Annotated in this window: 18 protein-coding genes; 11 read left to right on the top strand and 7 right to left on the bottom strand. The window is 41.6% G+C overall.

The genetic code is table 11. The features are described 5' to 3' along the window. Positions 1–16: 16 nt before the first annotated feature. The 6 genes from N3A72_03845 to larE form a co-directional block, all read right to left on the bottom strand. Complete coding sequence (locus N3A72_03845; protein ID MCX7918742.1) at positions 17–556, bottom strand: GNAT family N-acetyltransferase; 540 nt, start codon at positions 554–556, stop codon at positions 17–19. 121 nt (positions 557–677) lie between these two features. Continuing rightward, a complete protein-coding gene (locus N3A72_03840) occupies positions 678–1,073 on the bottom strand; it encodes a response regulator (protein ID MCX7918741.1) in 396 nt (131 codons plus the stop codon). 80 nt (positions 1,074–1,153) lie between these two features. Beyond that, positions 1,154–3,217, bottom strand: a complete 2,064-nt coding sequence (locus tag N3A72_03835) for a PKD domain-containing protein (GenBank protein MCX7918740.1) — start codon at positions 3,215–3,217, stop codon at positions 1,154–1,156. Between the two features lie 38 nt (positions 3,218–3,255). Then, on the bottom strand, positions 3,256–4,221 hold the full coding sequence (locus tag N3A72_03830) for a hypothetical protein (GenBank protein ID MCX7918739.1): 966 nt from the start codon (positions 4,219–4,221) through the stop codon (positions 3,256–3,258). A gap of 351 nt (positions 4,222–4,572) precedes the next feature. Beyond that, a complete protein-coding gene (gene recO / locus N3A72_03825) occupies positions 4,573–5,373 on the bottom strand; it encodes a DNA repair protein RecO (GenBank protein ID MCX7918738.1) in 801 nt (266 codons plus the stop codon). Between the two features lie 54 nt (positions 5,374–5,427). Further along, positions 5,428–6,306, bottom strand: a complete 879-nt coding sequence (gene larE / locus N3A72_03820; protein ID MCX7918737.1) for an ATP-dependent sacrificial sulfur transferase LarE — start codon at positions 6,304–6,306, stop codon at positions 5,428–5,430. A 431-nt stretch (positions 6,307–6,737) separates the two neighbouring features. On the opposite strand from larE, the gene N3A72_03815 reads away from it, so the two are divergent. After that, the gene (locus N3A72_03815; GenBank protein ID MCX7918736.1) at positions 6,738–7,568 is read left to right on the top strand and encodes an AAA family ATPase; all 831 of its coding nucleotides are present in this window, start codon (positions 6,738–6,740) and stop codon (positions 7,566–7,568) included. A gap of 102 nt (positions 7,569–7,670) precedes the next feature. Further along, positions 7,671–9,167, top strand: a complete 1,497-nt coding sequence (locus N3A72_03810; protein MCX7918735.1) for a hypothetical protein — start codon at positions 7,671–7,673, stop codon at positions 9,165–9,167. Positions 9,168–9,245: 78 nt separating this feature from the next. On the opposite strand, the gene N3A72_03805 is transcribed toward N3A72_03810, so the two are convergent. Further along, complete coding sequence (locus N3A72_03805; GenBank protein ID MCX7918734.1) at positions 9,246–11,273, bottom strand: peptidylprolyl isomerase; 2,028 nt, start codon at positions 11,271–11,273, stop codon at positions 9,246–9,248. A 199-nt stretch (positions 11,274–11,472) separates the two neighbouring features. Between N3A72_03805 and N3A72_03800 the strand changes: the two genes are divergently transcribed. The 9 genes from N3A72_03800 (at position 11,473) to N3A72_03760 (ending at position 21,528) form a co-directional block, all read left to right on the top strand. Next, on the top strand, positions 11,473–12,564 hold the full coding sequence (locus N3A72_03800) for a hypothetical protein (GenBank protein ID MCX7918733.1): 1,092 nt from the start codon (positions 11,473–11,475) through the stop codon (positions 12,562–12,564). A gap of 7 nt (positions 12,565–12,571) precedes the next feature. After that, positions 12,572–12,796 carry a 4Fe-4S binding protein gene (locus N3A72_03795; protein ID MCX7918732.1) on the top strand — a complete coding sequence of 75 codons (225 nt, stop codon included), beginning with the start codon at positions 12,572–12,574 and terminating at the stop codon, positions 12,794–12,796. Positions 12,797–12,841: 45 nt separating this feature from the next. Further along, positions 12,842–14,701 (top strand): glycosyltransferase family 39 protein, encoded by a 1,860-nt coding sequence (locus N3A72_03790; GenBank protein ID MCX7918731.1) that lies wholly within the window; start codon positions 12,842–12,844, stop codon positions 14,699–14,701. A 143-nt stretch (positions 14,702–14,844) separates the two neighbouring features. Then, positions 14,845–15,906, top strand: a complete 1,062-nt coding sequence (locus N3A72_03785; protein ID MCX7918730.1) for a Gfo/Idh/MocA family oxidoreductase — start codon at positions 14,845–14,847, stop codon at positions 15,904–15,906. 19 nt (positions 15,907–15,925) lie between these two features. Then, entirely contained in the window at positions 15,926–16,222 is a 297-nt protein-coding gene (locus tag N3A72_03780) for a hypothetical protein (GenBank protein MCX7918729.1), read from the top strand. A 78-nt stretch (positions 16,223–16,300) separates the two neighbouring features. Then, positions 16,301–18,370 carry a bifunctional serine/threonine-protein kinase/formylglycine-generating enzyme family protein gene (locus N3A72_03775; protein ID MCX7918728.1) on the top strand — a complete coding sequence of 690 codons (2,070 nt, stop codon included), beginning with the start codon at positions 16,301–16,303 and terminating at the stop codon, positions 18,368–18,370. A 45-nt stretch (positions 18,371–18,415) separates the two neighbouring features. Continuing rightward, the gene (locus N3A72_03770; protein MCX7918727.1) at positions 18,416–18,994 is read left to right on the top strand and encodes an ankyrin repeat domain-containing protein; all 579 of its coding nucleotides are present in this window, start codon (positions 18,416–18,418) and stop codon (positions 18,992–18,994) included. Positions 18,995–19,217: 223 nt separating this feature from the next. Beyond that, positions 19,218–20,606, top strand: coding sequence for a cysteine--tRNA ligase (gene cysS, locus N3A72_03765; GenBank protein MCX7918726.1), 1,389 nt, complete (start codon positions 19,218–19,220; stop codon positions 20,604–20,606). A gap of 85 nt (positions 20,607–20,691) precedes the next feature. After that, a complete protein-coding gene (locus tag N3A72_03760; GenBank protein MCX7918725.1) occupies positions 20,692–21,528 on the top strand; it encodes an exonuclease domain-containing protein in 837 nt (278 codons plus the stop codon). The last annotated feature ends 3 nt before the right edge of the window (positions 21,529–21,531 follow it).

Raw genomic sequence — 21,531 nt, 5'->3', positions numbered from 1 at the left:
TTTCGAATCACAGAATTTATTTTTTGAAATATTCTTCACGAAGAATGCTCATAATATAGAAATCGCAAAAGTGTCCTTCATGAAACATCGCTTGACGAAGTAATCCTTCCTGCTTGAACCCCGCGCGTTCATACGCTTTTATTCCGGCAATATTATCTTTCCAAACATGAAGTTGAATTCGGTTTAATCCTAACGTTTCAAAACCATATTTTACCATCAATTGGGTAACCTCGCTGCCATATCCTTTCCCCCAATATCGGGAATCGCCAATGATAATTCCATACGTTGCGACGCGGCTAACCCAATCTATCCGATGAAATGCCGTATGCCCAATTGGAATATCGCTCTCTTTGATAACGATTGTGAAAAAAATTAACTCTTTCTCTTTATAAAGGGAACGAATAAACTCTTCTTGCCGAACCCGATTGCTCGGAAAGGCGATAAAAAATGAGTATCGCGCATCCGGATGATTCGCACAACGGCAAAATAGTTCGAGGTCATCGAGTTCCACTGGTCGTAGATACACTTTTTCACCAACGATAAATTCGTTTTTCATACTAGAAAACTCTCTATAGAAATCGCAGGGTTCGCAGAGAATTTTTTAGCCGTATAATCGCAATTATTCATACGCTTTATCATCTTCTGCGTGTTCTGCGGTGTGATTACGGAGTTAATTTCTAAGCGGTAGCACGGTTTTTCCCCATTTTCAATCCTTTTTCAACTAATGGCAGTATCTCTTCAATTTTAAACGGTTTCTTCAAGGTTCCAACATAGAGATGTTTAACCACAAACAGTTCATACGCTTGAATCGGGTCATCTAGAACGGTTGCAGTACAGAGAATAAATGGAATCGCCAGTTGTTTCCGATGTAGTTCGTTTGCTACCGCCAACCCGCTATCATCCGGCATTTGGATATCAAGGAATATCAGGTCAGGGTCAGATTTATTAATTTGTTCGATAGCATCTTTTGCGTTGCCAGCGGTGAGCACCGTATATCCAGCGGTATCGAGTACCTGTTTGATGACTGTTCGAATATCCGGTTCGTCGTCAATAATCAAGATTTTTTTTGCCATATGCTGTTCGCCTCCTTTATCTTAGACGGGGTTACCAGACGGAGTCGCTCCGCAGTCTGGTCAAAGAGGTTATGGTTTATTTATTCCTGCTTTATTTCGAGCGTATCGAAATATAATCCCGCAGAGTTGTTCCCTCCAGGATTGATTCCAACTAATTGGACGGTATTATACTGGCTGGTGGATTTAAATACAAACCGTAGCTGCCGCCATTGTCCGGGAAGCCATTTTCCTGATTGTAATATTGCATTCCCGCTATCAATAATTTTACCAAAATCAGCAGTAAAATCATAGAGATAGAGATATACTTTTTGCGTTGCATTCATCACCGACGCATCGCTATATACCCAAACCGAAACCAATGTGTTACGATTCGTTGTAGCAAAGCCGAACGAATAGCTCGCTTTTCCTTTCTCGCCACTATTCTGAACTAACCTTAACGTTGATGATGCTAATGACCATATCCCTGACGAAACCGCATCGCCATAAATCTGATAAATCCATCCAGCGGTACCGGCATCAAATCCATTATTGATTATGACTAAATTCGGTTGCGGCGCTCCGGGTGACACGCGAATATAATCGCAGCATAACGCCCCGTCTCTTCCAGAATTAATTGGATTAATGGCAACCAGTTGAACTCCAACCAGGGTGCTTTGTGTATAGAACGAGATTTCGATTTCTTGCGGAATCCATGCGTTAATAAAATAACCCGTTCCTGGCTGAATTACCAAATTGCCAGTAGCAATGATACTAGAATCATTGGCGAGCTCCTGAAGATATAAATAAACTTTTTGCTGCTGGTTGACCGTAGTAATAGTTGTCCATACTTTTGCTTTTGCGGTATACCAGCCGCTGCTCGGAACCGAAAAAACTTGAGTTAATTTCCCTTTCTGACCGGGAACCTGTTCAATAGCAATATATTCATACGTTGTCTCAACAATTAACGTTCCGGCACTATCAGCATCGCCATATTTTTCGAAATACCAGCGGGTCGTATCGCTGCCTGTAGTAAACTCGCCGTAACTGGTAAAATTCAAAATTGGTGGCGGCAAAACATTAATATACCCGATTTTAGTTACGGTGCCACTACCATATTGATTGGTAGCGATAAGCGTAACGGTATAGTTCCCCGGTGCAGTATAGGTATGTGTTGGATTCCGAACCGTGCCTGTTGTTCCATCACCGAACGACCAGTTCCAACCGGTTGGATTGCCGGAAGATGTATCGTAGAAATTAACGGTTAACGGTGCCGTTCCTGTCGTTGGTGTTCCATAGAAATTCGCTATTGGTAACATACCCACGGTGATATAATTACTTTTCGTTGCGGTGCTAGCTCCGTTGCTATTCCGAGCAATTAAGGTTACGGTATATGTTCCTGGATTTACATAAAGATGCGCTGGATGTTGAGTTGTAGCGGTTGACCCGTCGCCGAAATTCCAAGTCCAACTAGTTGGCGAATTGGTTGAAGTGTCGTAAAACTGAACTAAAACCGGCGCTATTCCTGTCGTTGGTGTTGCATAAAAGCTCGCTACCGGAACCGGTCCATCTTCTATTTTTTTATAGCGAAGCGGGGTATAGCTAGTGTCCTTTGATAGAACGCGATAGACGACACGGCACGGTTTAACGCCGGCGGTAGATTCATAGAACATAATCTGGTTGGTGCCGGTTGTATAACAATCAAACAAGCGAACATGACTTGCCGCTTTATTAGTGACATCACCACGGAGTAAATCAGACCAATTGATGGTGGTTGCGATATTCGGTATTGTGCTCGTTGTATATCTGCCGCTCCGCCAACACGTGGATACATATCCAGAACAATCAACTCCAGCAAAATTCGAATGGACATCACCGAAAATTTTGCTATCGCCAGCGACAGCGCCCGTGCTTAATTTATATAACGCGCGCGCAACACTTTCATATCCGCCCCAGTTATAAGGTATCCCAGTATACACTCCGCCTACGGTAAAATAGTTATACGTTGTATTTGCGTTTCCGGGGATACACGTCCATCCAGCAGTAGAAAATACATAGGCATCTGCGATGACCGTATCTCGCAGAATCGCCGTGGCTAAACTAGGGAAAAGTATACTGGTTAACGCTAGAATCAACAATAAACTGGAAATGGATTTATTTAATTTCATCGGTTCACGATTCATGTGACATGGATAATTGAATATTACTAATTCTGTTTTGAATATTTAATTATCCTAACCCCCTTCGGTATAATATGCATTTGATAAATATTTCCGGCAGCATCTACTTCCAATTTCTTATATACTGTTGCAAAGTAATCGTTCGGAACCTCGACCACCGCAACTAACTTTCGGTCAGAATTATATTTCCAAACTTCAAGATGTAGTATTTCATTTACATCGGTTCGTTCTATTTCAGTGTAAATATTTCCTGCGGTATCCTGTCCTAAAAAGAGCACAGCGCCGAATTCGTCTTCAGTTGTCATTGAAATCGAACCGACCGCAGAGTTGGTGATGCCATTTGTGATAATTATATCCGCTTGATGGGCGTTTCGCCACTGCATTCGGTATCGGTTCTTATCTGTTTTCCCGAGATATCCTATTTTCACTTCTTTCACCAAGGGAGTCGGGGTTTGACTGATCAAGCCTGAGTTGGAGATAGTTGCTATCGGATGCACCCGCTGGTCAACCCGATTTACCACCAGATTATTTTCAGCATCAACAGCGATCCCTTGCGCATATCCTTCAATGAGCTGGAGTTCATCCGCGAGTTTGATGGTTTTAATCAACTCGCCTTTTTTTGAAAGACACTTCACCTGTTTAGTATAACTATCTAACAGAAAGATATTTCCGAAAACATCCGTACACAATGCGTTCCCAATTAATCCGGTTCCGATAATTTTTACAAAGTTCCCTGCTGGGTCAAACTGCTGGATTCGCTGGTTGATGAAATCATAAATATAGATATACCCGAAATTATCTACGGTAAAGGTTAAGGGACCAACGGTTTCCAGTTCAGGTCCTTGTTGTAGACCAAATTGGCCGGGTTCCGAACCCCAGGATGATTGCAGGATTATTTGCGACTGATAACTTTCCATCTGGGCAGTAACATTACCAGCGTATATCCCAAGAAGAAAACAAATAATACAAAGGACGAGTCTAATTTGTGGCATTCAATGTAGCTCCTTTTCTTTAATATTTGGAAACATGACCGTGAAACCTAGAATAATAATAATTTACCGAGTTAAATCCCGCGCTAAACGCTGTTCGCTTGATATCGTAGTAGCTATGTAGCAATATTTTAACTAATTAACCACTTCACTTAAAGTATTACTATAGCTTGAGCTGAGATTGATTGTCAACTAATATTGGTTCTAAATAAATTTTAAATACCCAGCGTAACTCAGTTTAACTCCGGCGCAAATTCATAAACCAAATTCTAGTTTGTTTTTCGCAGCGAGATAACAGGACTGCACTATTCGCTTAAACTTAAGAATTAAGTAGAGCTGATGACCATTGTGTATTTAGGTATCCGAACCCTTTGTTCCAGTCAGGTAACGATAAAACTTTTGCGATTTGAGTTGTCCTTCCAGATGATAAGCGATGTGATTTAACAATAAATCGAATAGAGGTCTCCCTTGTTTTCGATCAATCTTTAGCTGGATAACTCGTGGAAATCCAAACCGTAACACCTGTTGATAAAAATAAATCGCTCCGCGCGAAATCGGCTGTAGCGACGTTCCATCATTTTTGCCACCCTTTTTTTTACGACAAGCGGAACAAACCAATCCACCTCGGTTAACGCTATACATCCAATTCTGCTCTGTTTTCTTATCCGATACCGTCGTTCTACAGACAAGACATCCGGTTAACCACGGCGCAAACCCGACAATCTGCAATAATTTAATTAAATGGATTAACGTATACGAATGCAAATCTACTTTTTTCTCAATACCATTCAGGTAATTGACACATAACTCGAATAATTCCGCATCCGGTTCGTTTTCACCGGTGGCACGGTTTAGCAGTTCAATAAATAATGCACTATACGTTAACCGTTCAACTTCTTCCCGCAACCGCTGATGGAAACTAACGATTTCCGTCTGGGTTAACCGATAGAGTTCTTTTGGCCGTTTACCAAACAGTGTAATTTTTAGATGGGCGAATAAACTTAACGACGGCGCAAGTTTACTCGTTGGTTTTCGTGCAGATTTAACCACCGCGCGAACCTTTCCCAGTTTCTGGGTATATAACGTTACCAGTTTATCATATTCCAGAAAATCAACCACCCTGATAACAATAGCTTCTGTTCGATGAAGAGACATAACTTAATAAAAATAAAAATACACCAAATCCGAATACCTCAATCTTCATTCGCGTTATGCTTTTTGAAGTTTTTTCTTGCGACTTTTGCGATTAGGTTTAGTTATCAATTCGGGTTTCGGATTTGCCGCTACTTCGTGCATCGCTCCGGTACGGTATCCTTGTAAATCTAAGGTAACGAAAGTAAACCCGAGCGATTTAAGCTTCGTGCAGATTTTCTGCGCCGTCTTAGGTTCAATAACTTTTGGGAAATCAGCGGGTTCGATTTCGATACGCGCGATTGCGCCGTGATGCCGAACCCGAACCTGTTTAACCCCGCACTCGCGAAGAACCCGTTCTGCCGCATCTACCTGTTGTAGTTTCTCGATAGTTATCCGTTCTCCAAACGGGATTCGTGAACTTAAACAAGCGAACGACGGTTTATCCCAGGTCGGAAGCCCGAGTTCACGGGATAACCCTCGAATTTCTTCTTTAGTCAACCCTGCTTCCTGCAATGGGCTGCGGATACCGAATTCTTTTGCGGCATTCATTCCCGGACGGATGTCAGCTAAATCGGATTGATTGCTCCCGTCGCAGACATACGCTAACCCTTTTTCTTTTGCAATCTGAACCAGTTTACGAAACAACTCCCGTTTGCAGATATAACAGCGGTTAACTGAATTCGCAGCAAACCCTTCGATATTCAGTTCTTCAGATTCAATTACTAGATGGCTAAACCCAAATTGTTTAGCCATTTGAATTGCTGATTCGCGTTCATGTTTCGGATACGTTGCCGATTGCGCAGTTACTCCGAGCGTTTTCTCCCGACCAAGCGTATCGGTTGCAACTTTCAGTAAAAAAGTGCTATCTACTCCGCCGGAATATGCAACCAAAATACTTTCCATTCCCTTAAGTATCTCTTTCAATTTCATATATTTTTTTTCTAAATCCGTCATATCGTTAGATATTATAATACAAAACACTACGCGCGACCCTAATTATTTTGCCCCTAGGCACTACCAGAGTAACTGGAGTTAAGATGAACGAGCTCGAGCTCGTTCATCCTTACTCCCTATTATTTGTTGAGACTACAATGTAATTATCTCTCATAGAACTGGTAACGTATCAGGGTTCGTTTGGCTGACTCTACTAGATTTTATGGGCAAAATCAGGCGAAAAAGTATCCTATTCTGCTCAAAACTGCTATTCTTATCCGATATTCTTATTTTTCTGTTGCAAACTATTGAATACAATGGTATTATTTAACCATAAATCTGAAGTTCGGATTTTGGATAACGAACGTTAAAAAACGAATAAAAAACGAACCGGAGATAAAGAATATTCTTCTATTTTCGATTCGGACTATAGACCGGGAGGAATATACATTATGGCATATTATGAATTTTTTGGGTTAACAAAAGAGCCGTTTCAGAGCGGACCGAGTGTCGAGTTTTTATATATGAGTCCGGAGCATGAAGAATGTTTATCGCGAATACTCGTTTCATTATCGTTAAACAGCGGATTATGTGTTACGCTGGGAGACGCCGGAACCGGAAAAACCAGTTTAAGTAATCTTCTCATCGATAAACTGATTCAGGATGGAAATACATTATTTGCGGTTATTCGACAGCCGCGAGCGAAATCAGAAATGTCGTTTCTAGAAAAAATCAGTAATGCGTTCGGAATTCCATCGTTAAATGGCAGAGCTACTCTATTACGGCTAGAAGATGGATTATTCAAATTCGTTGAACGCGAAGGATTCGAAAATAAAAAGAAGATCGTGCTGATTATTGATGAAGGACAGGAAATGACCCCGACCCAGCTCCTTCGGGTACGAGAATTACTCAATATGGAAACGGTTGACCAGAAATTGATCAATGTGGTTATCTTTGCGCAGTTAGAATTCTTAAACAAAATCAGTACGCCACGATTTAAAAACTTCCGGCAACGGGTAGCAATGTCATATATATTAAACCCGCTTGGTCCCGAAGATACAAAAGGATTGATTGAATTCCGATTGAAGAAAGCTGGCCTTCCGGAAGGGGAAACAATTTTTACCGATGATGCGATCAATGTTATTCATAGCGAAACGAATGGATTAGCGCGAGATATCTGCAAGTTAGCATCATATTCGTTGTTATCTGCATATACTCAAGGGAAGAAAGTAGTTGACGGAGACCTGGTTACCGCGGAAGTAGCGCGAATCCCAATTCGATAAAATCCAAGAGGTAAGAAGAGAAGTCAGCGGGCGGAGTATCCCGAATGTTTGACATCGGGCATCTCACTTCTGACGACTCGATTTTCTTCCAATAAGTGATACATGGCGAATAAAAGCGATACAACAAATAATACTAATACCCAACAACCGCAACAACCGCGAGCGCGTGGCGGATTCAGCGCAACCGCATTCATCAAAAAGCAGTTGCAGGGGAAGAACGCCACGGAACGTGTTCGAGAAGTAACCGAGGTTGTCGCATATCCTATAACACCGCCCTCGGGAACAAGTGAACCCGTTGCAGGAGAGAAAACTCCGCAAGGGGATATCGCTGGATTTATTCAACGGTCGCTTAAGGTAGCAGAAGAGCATCTGGCTAACGGTGCGGTCTGGGAAGCGGTAGGGGTATATCATGCGATATTAGCGTTGCAACCGGAAAATATCGAAGTCCGAAATCAACTGATCGATATTCTCTTAAACAATAATGCGAAATCGGAAGCAATTAAAGAGCTCATAAATCTTGCCGAAGCGTATCAGAAAAAAGAAGAGATAAACTCGGTTACCCAGACTTATCAACGGATATTAGAACTTGACCCAGATAATGCGACCGCGAAAACTGCGCTCGGAATCGTTACCGAAGTAATTACTCCTGAAATTACTCCACCAATGCAAGTAGAACCTCAATCAGAAACAGCGCCGGAAGCAATCTCTGCGGTTTCAGAAAGTGTTTCGGAGCCAGTTCCTGCAGAACAAGTTTTAGCGCAGGAACCAACTGTACTATCAGAATCAGAAGAAAAAATCGCAGGTCAACCATTGGAACCTGTCGACCAGATTGAGTCAGCACAACCTCCGACGGAACCGATATCCGAACCAACAATAAGCGAACCGCAACCGGTGAGTCAACCCATTGCATCCGAACCGCCGGTAGAACCGATTCCGGAATCAACGAATGGGAAACTAGAATATTATCGGAAAATCCTTGATACCAATCCCAGAGATATCCCCGCACGATTAGGATATATTAATGCTTACCTGGAAGTAGGATTAGAATTTGAGTTAATCCCGGATTATCTTTCATTAGCGGAATCATATCTAGAAACCGGTGACCTGGATAATGCCGAGAAAACCTATCGTCACATTATTGAGCTAGAACCAGGACATCCGCTAGCTATGCAAGGATTGGATGGAATAGCGAGACTCAGAAAGAGTAAATCGGTTTCCCAACCGAGTCAGTTAGAAGGAGGTATTCCGGCAAAATCGCCGGAAGAAAAACTTATCGAAAATTATCAGCGAATTCTGCAATTGAACCCGTTAAACGCAGAGATTGCGCATCGATTAGTTGAGCTCTATAAAAAACGGAATGAACCGAAACTCGCAGCAATGGAATTAACTAAACTCGCTGATGCTTATATGCAACGGAGTATGTATCCGCCGGCAATCAAAACATATCAGGAAATATTAGAGTTAGAACCGCATAATCCGGAGGTACAAAAAAAACTGGAGAAAGCGCAGGAGTTGCAGCAATCAATGAACGCTATAGAATCTGCGATTAAATCCTATAAATCCGGGTTGGACTACGGACCTATCAAACGAACGCCCTAAAGAAAAAAGTTCAATCCCCTGCTGCGGATTGAACTTTTTTCTATTCTATCATTCGAATTTTTTACTGATTTTTTTCTCTTACGGGATAGCTTTCAGCATCTGTTTCTCGTCTAACTGGAAATTAACCGAAGCAAGAATTTCATCAGTAATGAGTTGAGTTAATTTCATTCGTTTCTCGTTCATTACCCCTTCTTTAACATTATTACGAACTTCATCAAGGGTTTGCAGACGCGGTTCGCGAATATCATCAACTTTAATAATTCCGTATCCCTGTTTTAGCGGAACCGGAACGCTAAACTCGCCTTTTTTCAAGGCAAACGCCGCAGTATCAAATAAATATCCGCTCGGTCCCATAAATACCCACCCGATTTCTCCCCCTTTTTCCGGATTCGGTCCTTGCGAATATTCTTGCGCTAGTTCGATAAAATTCGCGCCGGCAGTGAGTTTACTATAAATCTCCCAGCAGGAATCTTTAGCGATACTCAGTTGCATTGGATTCTCGCGCGGTGCTTTAATTAAAATGACACGCGCAAAAATCTCTTTCTGCGTCATATACCACGAACTGTTTCTTGCATAAAATTCTTCGATATCCTTATCGGAAACAGTTAACCGCGCATCAACTTTCTGGTTAAGCATTTTATTCGCCAGTTCTTTTTCTTTAAACTCCTGAACTTGCTTTACGATGTCTGGGTCTTTATCCAGCCCTTGTATGCGCGCTTCCATAGCGAACGTTTTTATTTGCGCCAATTGGTCAAGCGACCGTTTTTGTGCATCGAGATTAGCCCACATCGGGGCAAACCGCGGATCGTTCTGGCGTAATCTCATATCATTGAGCGTGAAAATATATCGGTCTTGCGGGCGACCTTCTCGTAAGAAATCAAGGAACGTTTGCTTTTTATCGCTTTTTGTGGGAAGACGAACGATACTTAATAATATCGGATTCGATTTGTGGCTCCAACTGAATTTATCAACGAATTCAGCCAACGATTTTGCATCGGTTTTTTTCGCATAGTCTGCAACAACATCCGCTAAATATTTCTTTTCTTTTTTGCTCGTCGGTTGTGCTGTTGTATCTTGGACGCCTGTTTCTTTAGCAGTGGTTATCCCGGCGAGCGATTCCAATGCGGCGATATTTTTATAAGTGGTTACGGAATCGAAAATCCGTTTCTGCGCTTCATTTGCTATCTGCTGTCGTTTCTCAAACAGAACGCGTCCTTGAATAGCGGCTTTAGCTTTTTCATAGGGGGTTACCGCGGGGATAAATTCTTCTAATCGAACGATGTTATATCCGTGTTTGGTAGTAATAATACTACTAAATTCTCCTGGTTTCAGCGATAATGCCGCAGTTTCTATCTCTTTCAGGATTGTGTCTCTTGCAAACGGACCAGCAACCTGCCCGCGCAGCGATTCTTCCGACTCGGAATATTCTTTTGCTACTTCAACAAAATCGTTACCTTCTTTCAGTTTCTGATACGCTTCAAGGATTTTTTTCAATCCTTCCGCTTTCTCCTCGTCGGTCGTGCGTTTTCTTCTGGTATCAACGAAAATATACCGAATTTTAAATTGGTCTCCCTGCGGATTAGTAAACTCGTTTATATGGGTATTATAATAGTTACGGATATCATCTTCGGTTACCGTAGCTTTTGACAGAACTTCGCGCTGATATAGTTTATCAACCATTAACCGATCTTCCCGGTCTTCAACAAGACTTTTGAACAGCGGGTCCTGGTCGAGTTTATTTTTAATCGCTTCTGCATAAAGAACTCGGTCGCGAACCGCTTCTTTAACCAAACGTTTTATCGCTTCAGTTTCGTTCCCCTCTTCTTCCATTTCCAACCGAGTATAAGGGTCAAGCGATTTGAGTTTCGACTGTAAATCTTGACCAGTATATTTTCCGCCACGATAAGTTGCTACGATAATGTCCGCGGGAGAAACCTCGTTACTTGGAGCGGAAGCGGTCGTTGCAGTAGAAGTACTCACAGCAGTTGGTTGCACCGCCGGTTTGGGTTTCTTTTTGAACAATTGCGCTGAGACCGGTGAAATGAAACATACTCCGATAAAACCTATGGTGATAATAGAACATAATCGTTTTGGTTGAATTACCATACCGTTGTTTTAACCTCCCAGTCGGAACAGATTTGTTTTACAAAAATATTACCGTGATATAGCGGTCTATGTCAAGTTTATGACGGAACGAAGAACTATCCCATTTATTCTATTTGACAAGTATATCCTTTGAATAGGATACTATATAAGGAAAGTTCAATGAGCACATAAGAATCAGATTAGATTCGACTTATTTTTTATGACAACCGTTTCGGTAACACAACTTATTGAACCAGCAATTCAGTTTACCAAAAATCTGCTATTCACGAGTCCGGTTTCCTTTCGGAAATGGCTCAAGCTAGCCTTTGTCGCTTGGCTGGCTGGGGAAGCGTTTGTCGGCGGTGGCGGCGGTGGATTTAACATTCCTACCGGTGGACCGCCAGACCAACCATATTCCCCATCATTAACCCCTCTATGGGAATATCTGCGTGAACATATTGTCGTTATTATTATCCTGGTTGGAATCATGTTAGGACTGATTATAACGCTCAGTGTTATCTTTGCTATTCTTCGAGCGATATTCACATTTATTTTTATAGACGCATTAGCGAAAAATCAAGTAGCTATTGGACCTGGGTTCGCTCGATTTCAATCGCTGGGCTGGCGATTGTTTTTCTTTCGGTTAATTGTCGGATTGATTATTTTCTTTTTAGTTATCTTAGCAATTGCACTTCCGGTTATTATACTGATCGCTTCAGTCGGCGGGCTCGATGCTCTTAAAGATAGTGGGTTTATACCAATCGTAATAACAGTTTTAGGTATAATTATTCTCCTGCTTCCGATTATCCTTATCGGTGTATTAGTCCATACGTTTACCAACAACTTTGTAGTTCCGACCATGTATGTTCAGAATATCGGGATACTCCCTGCGTGGAAACGATATTGGAAAACATTGCAGTCGCATGCTTGGGATACGGTGAGATTCCTGTTAATGAAATTTGTACTCGGCATAGGCGGCGGGATAATTACGTTCCTGGTGGTTTTAGCGGTACTAATTCCTTTTGGAATCATTGGTTTCATCATTGGAGGAATAACGTATTTGCTGCTCACCGCTATGCACCTAGCATTAGCGAAAGTAACGATTATGGTTATTGCAATAAGCGTACCGATCGGTATTTTAATTATACCCTTGTTTCTGATTATGATATGTTTACTGTTACCGTTAGCTGTGTTCTTCCGAACGTATACTTTGCTATTTCTTGGTGCCTGCGACCATGAATTAGCGGTTTTAAAATCAGAGGGAAATAGTCTGGGGTACCCTTCATTTTCAGGAGCGGTTCCCGCAACATAACCTAACTATGAAAAACGATACTAACGTTAAATTAAGAGTTATTATTGATAAAGAACGATGTAAAGGGTGCGAGTTGTGTATAAGCGTTTGTCCCTTGAAACTTTTGGTAATGTCGGAAGAGTTGAATTCTGCTGGATACCATTATGCGGTTTTCACCGATAACGAGAAGTGTACTTCGTGCACTCTTTGCGGAACGATGTGTCCCGATGTCGCCATCACCATTTATAAATAAGTTTGCCAAAGATATTTTGGTTTATTCGAAATTTTAGATTTTATAATGTTTTCATTCGTTTGGAACCTACTCGTTTCGGCCGATTCTATTTTAATCAGTTTTGCGATAACTATTCTAGCGACTTATTATGGCTGGCAGATTTTAAAATTACTTAACAGAAAAACCAACAGTTCCTCCTTACCCAATCAACCAACGTTTAATTTAGAAAATCTCATTTTTTCTACTGGATTAGGATTCGGGTTGTTTTCCCTATTTGTTCTATCACTCGGATTATGTAATCTCCTCTATTTTCGTTTGATAGTTTTATTGCTTTTATTATTAACGCTGCCGGTTATATATAGTCTCGTGCGAAAAGCTAGAACCCTTATTCGAGCTCTCTCGCAGCCGAAATTATTGACACTTCGCGCGAGCTATTTCTGGTCTCTCCTTTTTTTGTTTATTGTTCTCATCCAATTGAATATTGCAGTAATCCCGCCGTTTGAATATGACGCGCTGGAATACCATTTCGGGGCACCGGATTATTATCTACAGCATCATAAAATCACCGCAGTTCCCGGCAATGTTTATGCGCATTTTCCTGCCAACACCGAAATGTTATATACCCTCGGAATGCTACTGCACGACGATGTAACCGGCAAACTCTTTCACTTCTATCTCGGAATTCTTGCAGCGATGGGATTATTCGTTTTAGGCAAGAAATGGTGGTCGGAAACCGTAGGGATGGTTGCTGCGGTGATTTTCTTTGCATTTCCGCTCGTTTTCCAGGTTAACCTGCAAGCGAATATTGACTTATCGCTTGCAGGATTCGCAACGCTAATGCTCCTAGCTTTTTTCAACTGGCTGCGTGATGAAAATCCGGTAGATTTAATACGCTCGAGTATCTTTCTCGGCTTTGGACTCGGTTGCAAATATACGGCGGTTTTGACGATGGCAATACCATTATTTTTAGCGTTTCTCTGGCATAACATTGTGGTTCAAAAGGATAGAACAAAATCAATTTTGTTGGCATGGTACTTAGTCGTTAGCGCTTTTCTTTTAACTCTTCCTTGGTTAATTAAAAATTATATTTTCACCAGCAACCCTATATTCCCATTATTTTACAATCTGTTTGGTGGATACACGTGGACGCCGGAACTCGCAACGAAATTTATGAACGCACATCTATCGTTTAATTATCTCAAACCGTTTTATCAGGACTTCTCCCGCATAACGATTTTAACCGTATTAGTTCTCCTGGTTACATGGAAAAAGGATACAAAACTCCGCTATCTCTTAATCTATATTTTATCCGGATATATCTTCTGGTTTTTTTTAACCGAGCATATAGAACGATTCTTAATGCCAATTTTGCCAGCAGTTGCTTTAGGATTAATTATCGTTATATATAACCATATAAAACATGAGTATATTAAATATATATTATCCGGATTTACGGTATTAGTTATTCTATTTATCGGATTGAAGTTTTTACCAGCACTTCCCCCGAGTGGATTGCCAAAATCTGAATGGCGGCGCCAGATTCTCAACGGTTTATCTATATATCCGGCAATGGAATATATCAATACTAATTTACCGGCAACCGCGACGGTGCTTTTTATTGGAGAAGCGCGCCGGCATCATCTTACTCGCTCGGCAATACTTAATACGGTGTTTGACCGATGCCTAATAGAAGATTTGGTGAAATCCGCACAATCACCCGATGAAATCTATTTCGGACTCCGCGAAATGAAAGTAACCCATGTTCTATTCAATCCCTACGAAGTTGCACGATTGACTAAATTCTATGGACCATATTTCACTTGGGAAAACGCCGAACAATACAAACGGTTTTCCACATTTTGTGACCAATATCTGCGGGTAGAATGGTCTTGGTATGCAATCATACTATACCGCCTGAAACCTTAACTACGGTATCCTGGCGCCTAAGTGGTGTTCAATAGACTGAACTAAACAATTCAAGATAGAATATTATAGGTTAGCGATATTAAAGATAGATAATTTAACCTTGCGAAACTTTTCACTTGAAAATATTATGGATAGGAGGAAATATGGGTAGAAAAAGTAGGTCAGATAAAGTCCGAGTAGGTGTCATCGGACTTGGTGTTGGGCAACATCATATTTGGGGATATCAGAAGTGTCCCAAAGCGGAAGTAGTTGCAGTTTGTGATGTAGATGCGAGTCGCGCCCAGCAAGTTGCAACTAAAGAGAATATCGCGCGCTGGTTTACAGATTATCGGAAACTACTCGAATTGCGGGATATCGATGCCGTAAGTATCTGTACTCCGAATTATTTACATCGGCCGGTAGCGGAATTAGCATTCGCTGCAGGAAAACATGTGCTCTGCGAGAAACCGTTATCGATAAACGCAAAAGAAGGAGCGAAAATCGTTCTCGCGGCGAAAAAAGCAAAACGAAAATTAATGATCGCGTATTGTAACCGCTTTCGGGGAGAAAGTCAGGTGCTAAAACAATTTATCGACGCTGGAGAGCTCGGTGATATTTATTATGCGAAATGCGGCTGGCTCCGTCGACGTGGGATTCCTGGTATCGGAGGATGGTTTACTACCAAAAGCCAATCTGGCGGTGGACCCCTGATTGATCTCGGTGTGCATGTTCTCGATTTAACCCTATGGTTGATGGGGTTTCCTGCGGTAGAATCCGTTATCGGGTCGGTGTATACACATTTCGGAAATAAAAATATTGGATTCTGGTGGCGCGGAGGGACTGCCCCGTTTGATGTCGAAGATTTAGCCAGTGCGTTTATTAAACTTAAAAACGGCGCGACCCTCACGCTAGATGCAAGTTGGGCGAGTAACATCGAAAAATCAGATGAATTTTATTCCCGGTTGATGGGAACGAAAGGTGGCGCAGAACTCGACCCGTTAATAATTTATAAAGAAGAGCATGGAATTCAGGTTGATGTAAAGCCAGCGTGTCCAAAGGTAGATGGCTTTGCCGCCGAGACGACGCATTTTATCGACTGCATTGTTAATGACCGAGAGCCGATAGCAACAGGAGAACAGGGGCTAGCAGTAATGCAAATTCTAGATGCAATCTATCAATCAGCGAAAACCGGAAAACAAATTTGTATAAACGAGAATAATCAATAAAATCAGTGATTGTATAACCATGAAAAACGGATCCCAAGATAATTGTTTCCGATATTTCAAAGGGTCAGCTGATGAAAATAGCGAACCGGAGAACCAATTTTTAACGGTTAAAGACATTCTTGCACGATACGGTCCTCCGGACTGGATTGGTACGAAACAAACTCTACTCGGGCTTAAAACGCAATGGTTCTATCAGCTTGGCGCTGGTAAAATCCGATATGTTTTCTTTGTTGATGACCAGCTTATCTGGGATTGGATTATCACCGAAGAAAAAATGCTCGAAGTCGTCTATCCGGATAACGAACTTATTTTGTGATTCCACAGATATCTAAACGATTATCCGGATGCAAAATTCATACAATCGGTGTAAGTTTCGTTTTTACTCGATGTAATTATGGATCCTATGATTGGCGAAACGGTAGGGCAATATCGATTGGTTAGCGAACTAGGTCGCGGTCGATTTGGTATAACCTACCGTGGAGAGCATATAACAAACGGAACCACCGCTGTCATCAAACAACTTTTCTCTGAGTTAACGATAGATGACCTGTTTCCACGTCGGTTTATCTATGAATCTGAAACCCTCGTTCGGTTATACCATGTCAACATTGCGACCGTTCTAGGTCTGATAGCACAATCCGGGAAATATTATATTATTTCAGAAGAAATACCCGGGTCTAATCTTGCCGAATATTTAAAACGGAAAGAGAAATTGTCTGCTACTGAATCGAGTGAAATTATCATCGCTTTATGTTCTGCGCTCGATTATCTACATAAACGAAATTACTACCACAGAAACCTCCATCCGGGAAATATTATTATTTCTAAAGATGGTAGTGTTAAATTGACGGATGTCGGCATCACCAATTTAATTGGCGAACTAGGGTTAACTAAGCTCATCCATAAACCCGAGTTACGTTATTTAGAATATCTTGCACCGGAACTGAAACAAGGGGCTGCAGCAAATCCGGGAATGGATATTTATTCGCTGGGAGTCCTGTTGTACGAACTTATTACCGGTGAACGATTTGAACCAAGGAAGTTGCATCCATTAATACCAGTATCTTTACAGCGGGTGATTGCGAAAGCAACCGCAGAAACATTCACCGACCGCTATGCTTCTATTACAGATATTACGGCTGATTTGACCGTATTTCTTGAACTTGGGCTCGCGCAGCGTATCCCACAAAGACAGATTCCTATTATCTCTGAACCAACTGTTGAGCCACAACGGATTCATCCGGCATGGTGGACAACGTGGGTGTTCGCATTAGTGGTGTTACTAGCGTTACCGTTATACTATGTATTTCGTCCGCGAGGACAGAATATTGAATCCGCAATATCAGTTTCGCGCCAAGCTCCGTTTAAGCGAGAACCCTTCACGCCCCAGAGACCCCTAGAAGAGACTGTAACAACGGAAACGACGCTAGGAGAAAAGCATTTGAAAAAGAAAACGTTAGTTCGCGAAGAAAGCGCCGTAAGTTTTGAACCAAGTCCGTTGGTTGCGTTGCCAAAAATTCAGCTGCCACGAGTCGAAATAGGTGAAGAAACAAAATATGTCGAGAGAGATAGGAAACCAGATACCCCGAAACCTTTTCTTGGAGAAAAAGGTGAATTGTTAAATATCCCTAAAGAAGATACGAGTATGATGCGGGAGACGGTTATGCCGGTTCCTTCGATTATGGTTGTAGTTCCCGCCGGTGAGTTTATAATGGGTAGTAATTCCGGACAACCGTATGAACAGCCGGAACATCGAGTTTATCTCGATACATATTTAATAGATATGTATGAAGTTAGCAATCAACAGTATAAAGCATTTATTGATGCAACTGGTTTTCCAGCTCCTTCTGGTTGGCAGAACCGAATGTATCCGGCAGGACAATCAAATTATCCGGTAACCAATATAACCTGGGCTGAAGCCAGTGCGTATGCGAATTGGGTGGGATGCCGATTGCCGACTGAAGCCGAATGGGAAAAAGCAGCCCGCGGAACTGATGGGCGGATGTATCCCTGGGGTAACCAGTTTATAGAAAATGTTTGCAATTATGTTGGTGCAAATTATCACGCTCCAGTTCCAGTAGGGATTTATCCAAAGGGAAGAAGTCCTTACGGCTGTTACGATATGGCAGGAAACGTTGCGGAATGGACTGCCGATATTTTTCGACCTTATGCCGGAAACACGGTTATTGACTCACGGGTTTTCGTTCCTGATAACTTTGTTATCCGTGGAGGAGCGTTTAATTCTCCAAAAGAAGATTTGCGCAGCTCGGCGAGAGGATTAATGCACATAACTAAAAAATCTCCTTCAGTTGGATTCAGAACAGTTAAATCACTGGGTGGAATTCAGCAGATAGCAAAGCTAACATTCCGAAATTATCCGATACAGTTTCTTCTAGCTTATCAAGAAAAAACAAGGTCTCTGCTTGCAAAATATATCGAGAGAGATTACAATAGAGACCAATGAAATTTATCTCTCGTAACATACATAACGCTAAACGGAGGAACATTTATGATATCAACCCACGTACGAGTAATCTTGTGTCCTTTGTTATGTCTCTGTGTGGTGTATTTATGCAGTTGCGATAATGAAAGTCCAATATTCGGATTAGACCAGACACCGTTAATTAAAGCGGTTCATAAAGGAGATGCAGCGAAGGTGAAAGAGTTGCTGGATCAAGGCGCGAGTCCGAACGAAGGTGATGGTCTTGGTTGGTCAGTATTAATGCTTGCAGCGAAACAGGGCGAAACTGAAATTGCGAAACTTCTATTAGATAAAGGCGCGCAGATCCATATGAAAACAGTCAATGGATGGACCGCGTTACATTGTGCTGCAGAAAAAGGAAAAACAGATACCGTTGAATTGCTGCTGAAATATGGAGCGAATATAAATGCGAAAACCGTTGCTGGAAAAACGCCATTATTACTTGCTGTTGAAAATCGGCATAAAGATACGGTAGCTCTTCTACTCAAAAAGAAAGCGGATTATCGAATTAAAGATAATCAAGGCCGGTCTCCCTTAAAAATTGCTACGGAAAAGAAAGATGCTGAACTTGTGAATCTATTAAAGAACGCCGGTGCCTGGGAATAGACCTCGGAAGTTTCCCTGCGGATGTTATAGCGAAATTTGGTCAGAACCAGTTCACTTGTTAAATGCTGTGAATGAACGTTTTACGCAAAACACATTTTCTATTCACTATTTCTAGCTCCGTATTGCTACCTTCTGTTAGAATATTATTCACATTTTGCTCAAATAATAATATTATACGAAGGAACATTCACGATATTTCGGTCTTTTCGTGGTTAGGCAAGTTATGGTAACGATTCGATTAACCAATACGTTAACTCGAATGAAAGAACCGTTTATTCCGTTGGTGCAAAATCAGGTTGGAATTTATACCTGCGGGCCAACGGTGTATGATTTTGCGCATATCGGAAATTATCGGACGTATATCTTTGCGGATATTCTCCGGCGCATATTCGAATATGTCGGATATCAGGTTAAACAGGTTATGAACATTACTGACGTTGGTCATCTAACCAGTGATGCTGATGACGGTGAAGATAAAATAGAAGCGGGCGCACGACGTGAGAAAAAAACCCCTTGGGAAATTGCAGAATATTATACGCAGGATTTTTTTGCTAATTGTGAAAAACTTAATATCCTTAAACCACATATTATCTGCAAAGCGACAGACCATATTCCAGAAATGATTGCGTTAGTTCAAACGCTGGTCGAAAAAGGATACGGTTACGAAACTTCGGATGGCATCTATTTTGATGTTACTAAATTTCCGCAATATGGAAGATTGTCCGGAATTAAACTTGATGAACAGAAAGCGGGTGCGCGGGTTGAGGTTCGTGGCGAAAAGCGGCATCCAGCAGATTTTGCGCTCTGGAAAAAGGCAGATCCCAATCATATTATGCAGTGGGATTCGCCTTGGGGAAAAGGATTTCCTGGGTGGCATCTGGAATGCTCGGCGATGAGCATGAAATATCTCGGGGAAACGTTCGATATCCATACCGGAGGAACGGATCATATTCCAATACATCATGAAAACGAGATTGCGCAAAGTGAAGCTGCTACAGGAAAACCGTTTGTTCGCTATTGGCTCCACGGTGAATTTCTGCTGGTTGACGGTGGAAAAATGAGCAAATCGAAACAGAATTTTTACCAGCTTAAAGATTTAGCAGCGAAAGGATTTGAGCCGCTCGCGTTTCGGTATTTTTGTTTAACCGGTCATTATCGGTCTCCGCTTAATTTTACTTGGGAATCGCTTGCCGCAGCGCAACGGGGGTTAGATAACCTTCGTGCAGATTTATTGCGACTACAGAAACTGCCGAGTTCTGATAACATCGAATTAGAAAATAAAATCAAACAGTTATTTCTCGACACAATCACGGATGATTTAAATATGCCAAATGCACTGGCGGTAGTTTGGGAAGCTGTCTATGCGTTAAAAGGCGATGCGCTCCGTCGAGTACTGCTTGAGTTTGATCGTGTGCTTGGATTGCACCTTGCTGAGGTTAAAGAACAAGAAGTAATAATCCCGCCGGAAATTGAAGCTTTAAAAGAACAACGAGTTGTAGCGCGAAAAGCGAAAGATTGGAAAACCGCAGATGCGCTCCGGCAGAAAGCATTCGAACTAGGATTTGTGTTTGAAGATACACCCTCAGGAACAATTATAAAACCTAAAAAATAAGCCACAAACAGGTTCCATAGAGAAGAGATTATATATATTTTTATTTATATTCCTGCGTTTTTCATAGTCCCAGCATTTAATTTTTATGAAGTTATCTGAAGTTTCATTCGTCGTTCTTGATACTGAAACTACGGGATTAAACCCAGCGTTTGGTGACCGAATAATTGAACTTGGGATGCTGAAAGTCAAGAATCGCAACATCGTTGACCGGTTTCAGAGTTTCATCAATCCCGGGCGACCTATCTCTCCGAGCGCAACCGCTATTAACGGAATTACTGATGAAGACGTGCGCTTTGCTCCATATTTTACTCAAATTGTTGACCAGTTTCTTGTTTTTATAGCGGATACGGTTTTGATCATTCATAACGCTCAGTTCGATTTAGGATTTCTCGCAGCTCAATTACGACTAGCGCAAAAGCCTATTCCGCAGAATCCGGTTTTCGATACCATTCGACTAGCGAAACTTGTTTATCCGCATCTCGGTAGTTATAGTCTCGGCAATCTAGCCACCGCGTTAAATATTACAATTCCACATCTCCATCGAGCGATGAATGATGTTGAGATAACCTATCAGATTTTTGATAATATCCTGACCAAGCTTATTCAACGAAACATTAACACAGTCGATGAACTATTGACTTTCCAAGGTGGGACGATTCCTTTTCCAAAGGGAGCAGAAATTCCATTGCCGCAAGAGCTAGAAGAAGCATTGAAAACGAACTCGAAATTAAAGATCCGTTATATCTCCAGTTCTGGAGAGGAAACCGTTCGTTTGATTGAACCAATAGAAATAAATGCGTTTTCTGATTATCTATATTTGGTAGCATTCTGCCATCTCCGCAAAGAAAAACGGACCTTCCGACTAGATAGGATAATCCAGATGCTTCCGGTGAAAACTAATGACAATAAATCTGGAATTTAAAAT

It is taken from the genome of bacterium (assembly GCA_026416715.1).
Taxonomy (GTDB): Bacteria; UBP4; UBA4092; order JAOAEQ01; family JAOAEQ01; genus JAOAEQ01.
The sequence above is the reverse complement of the archived record's forward strand: the minus strand, read 5'-3'. Positions and strand labels throughout refer to the sequence as shown.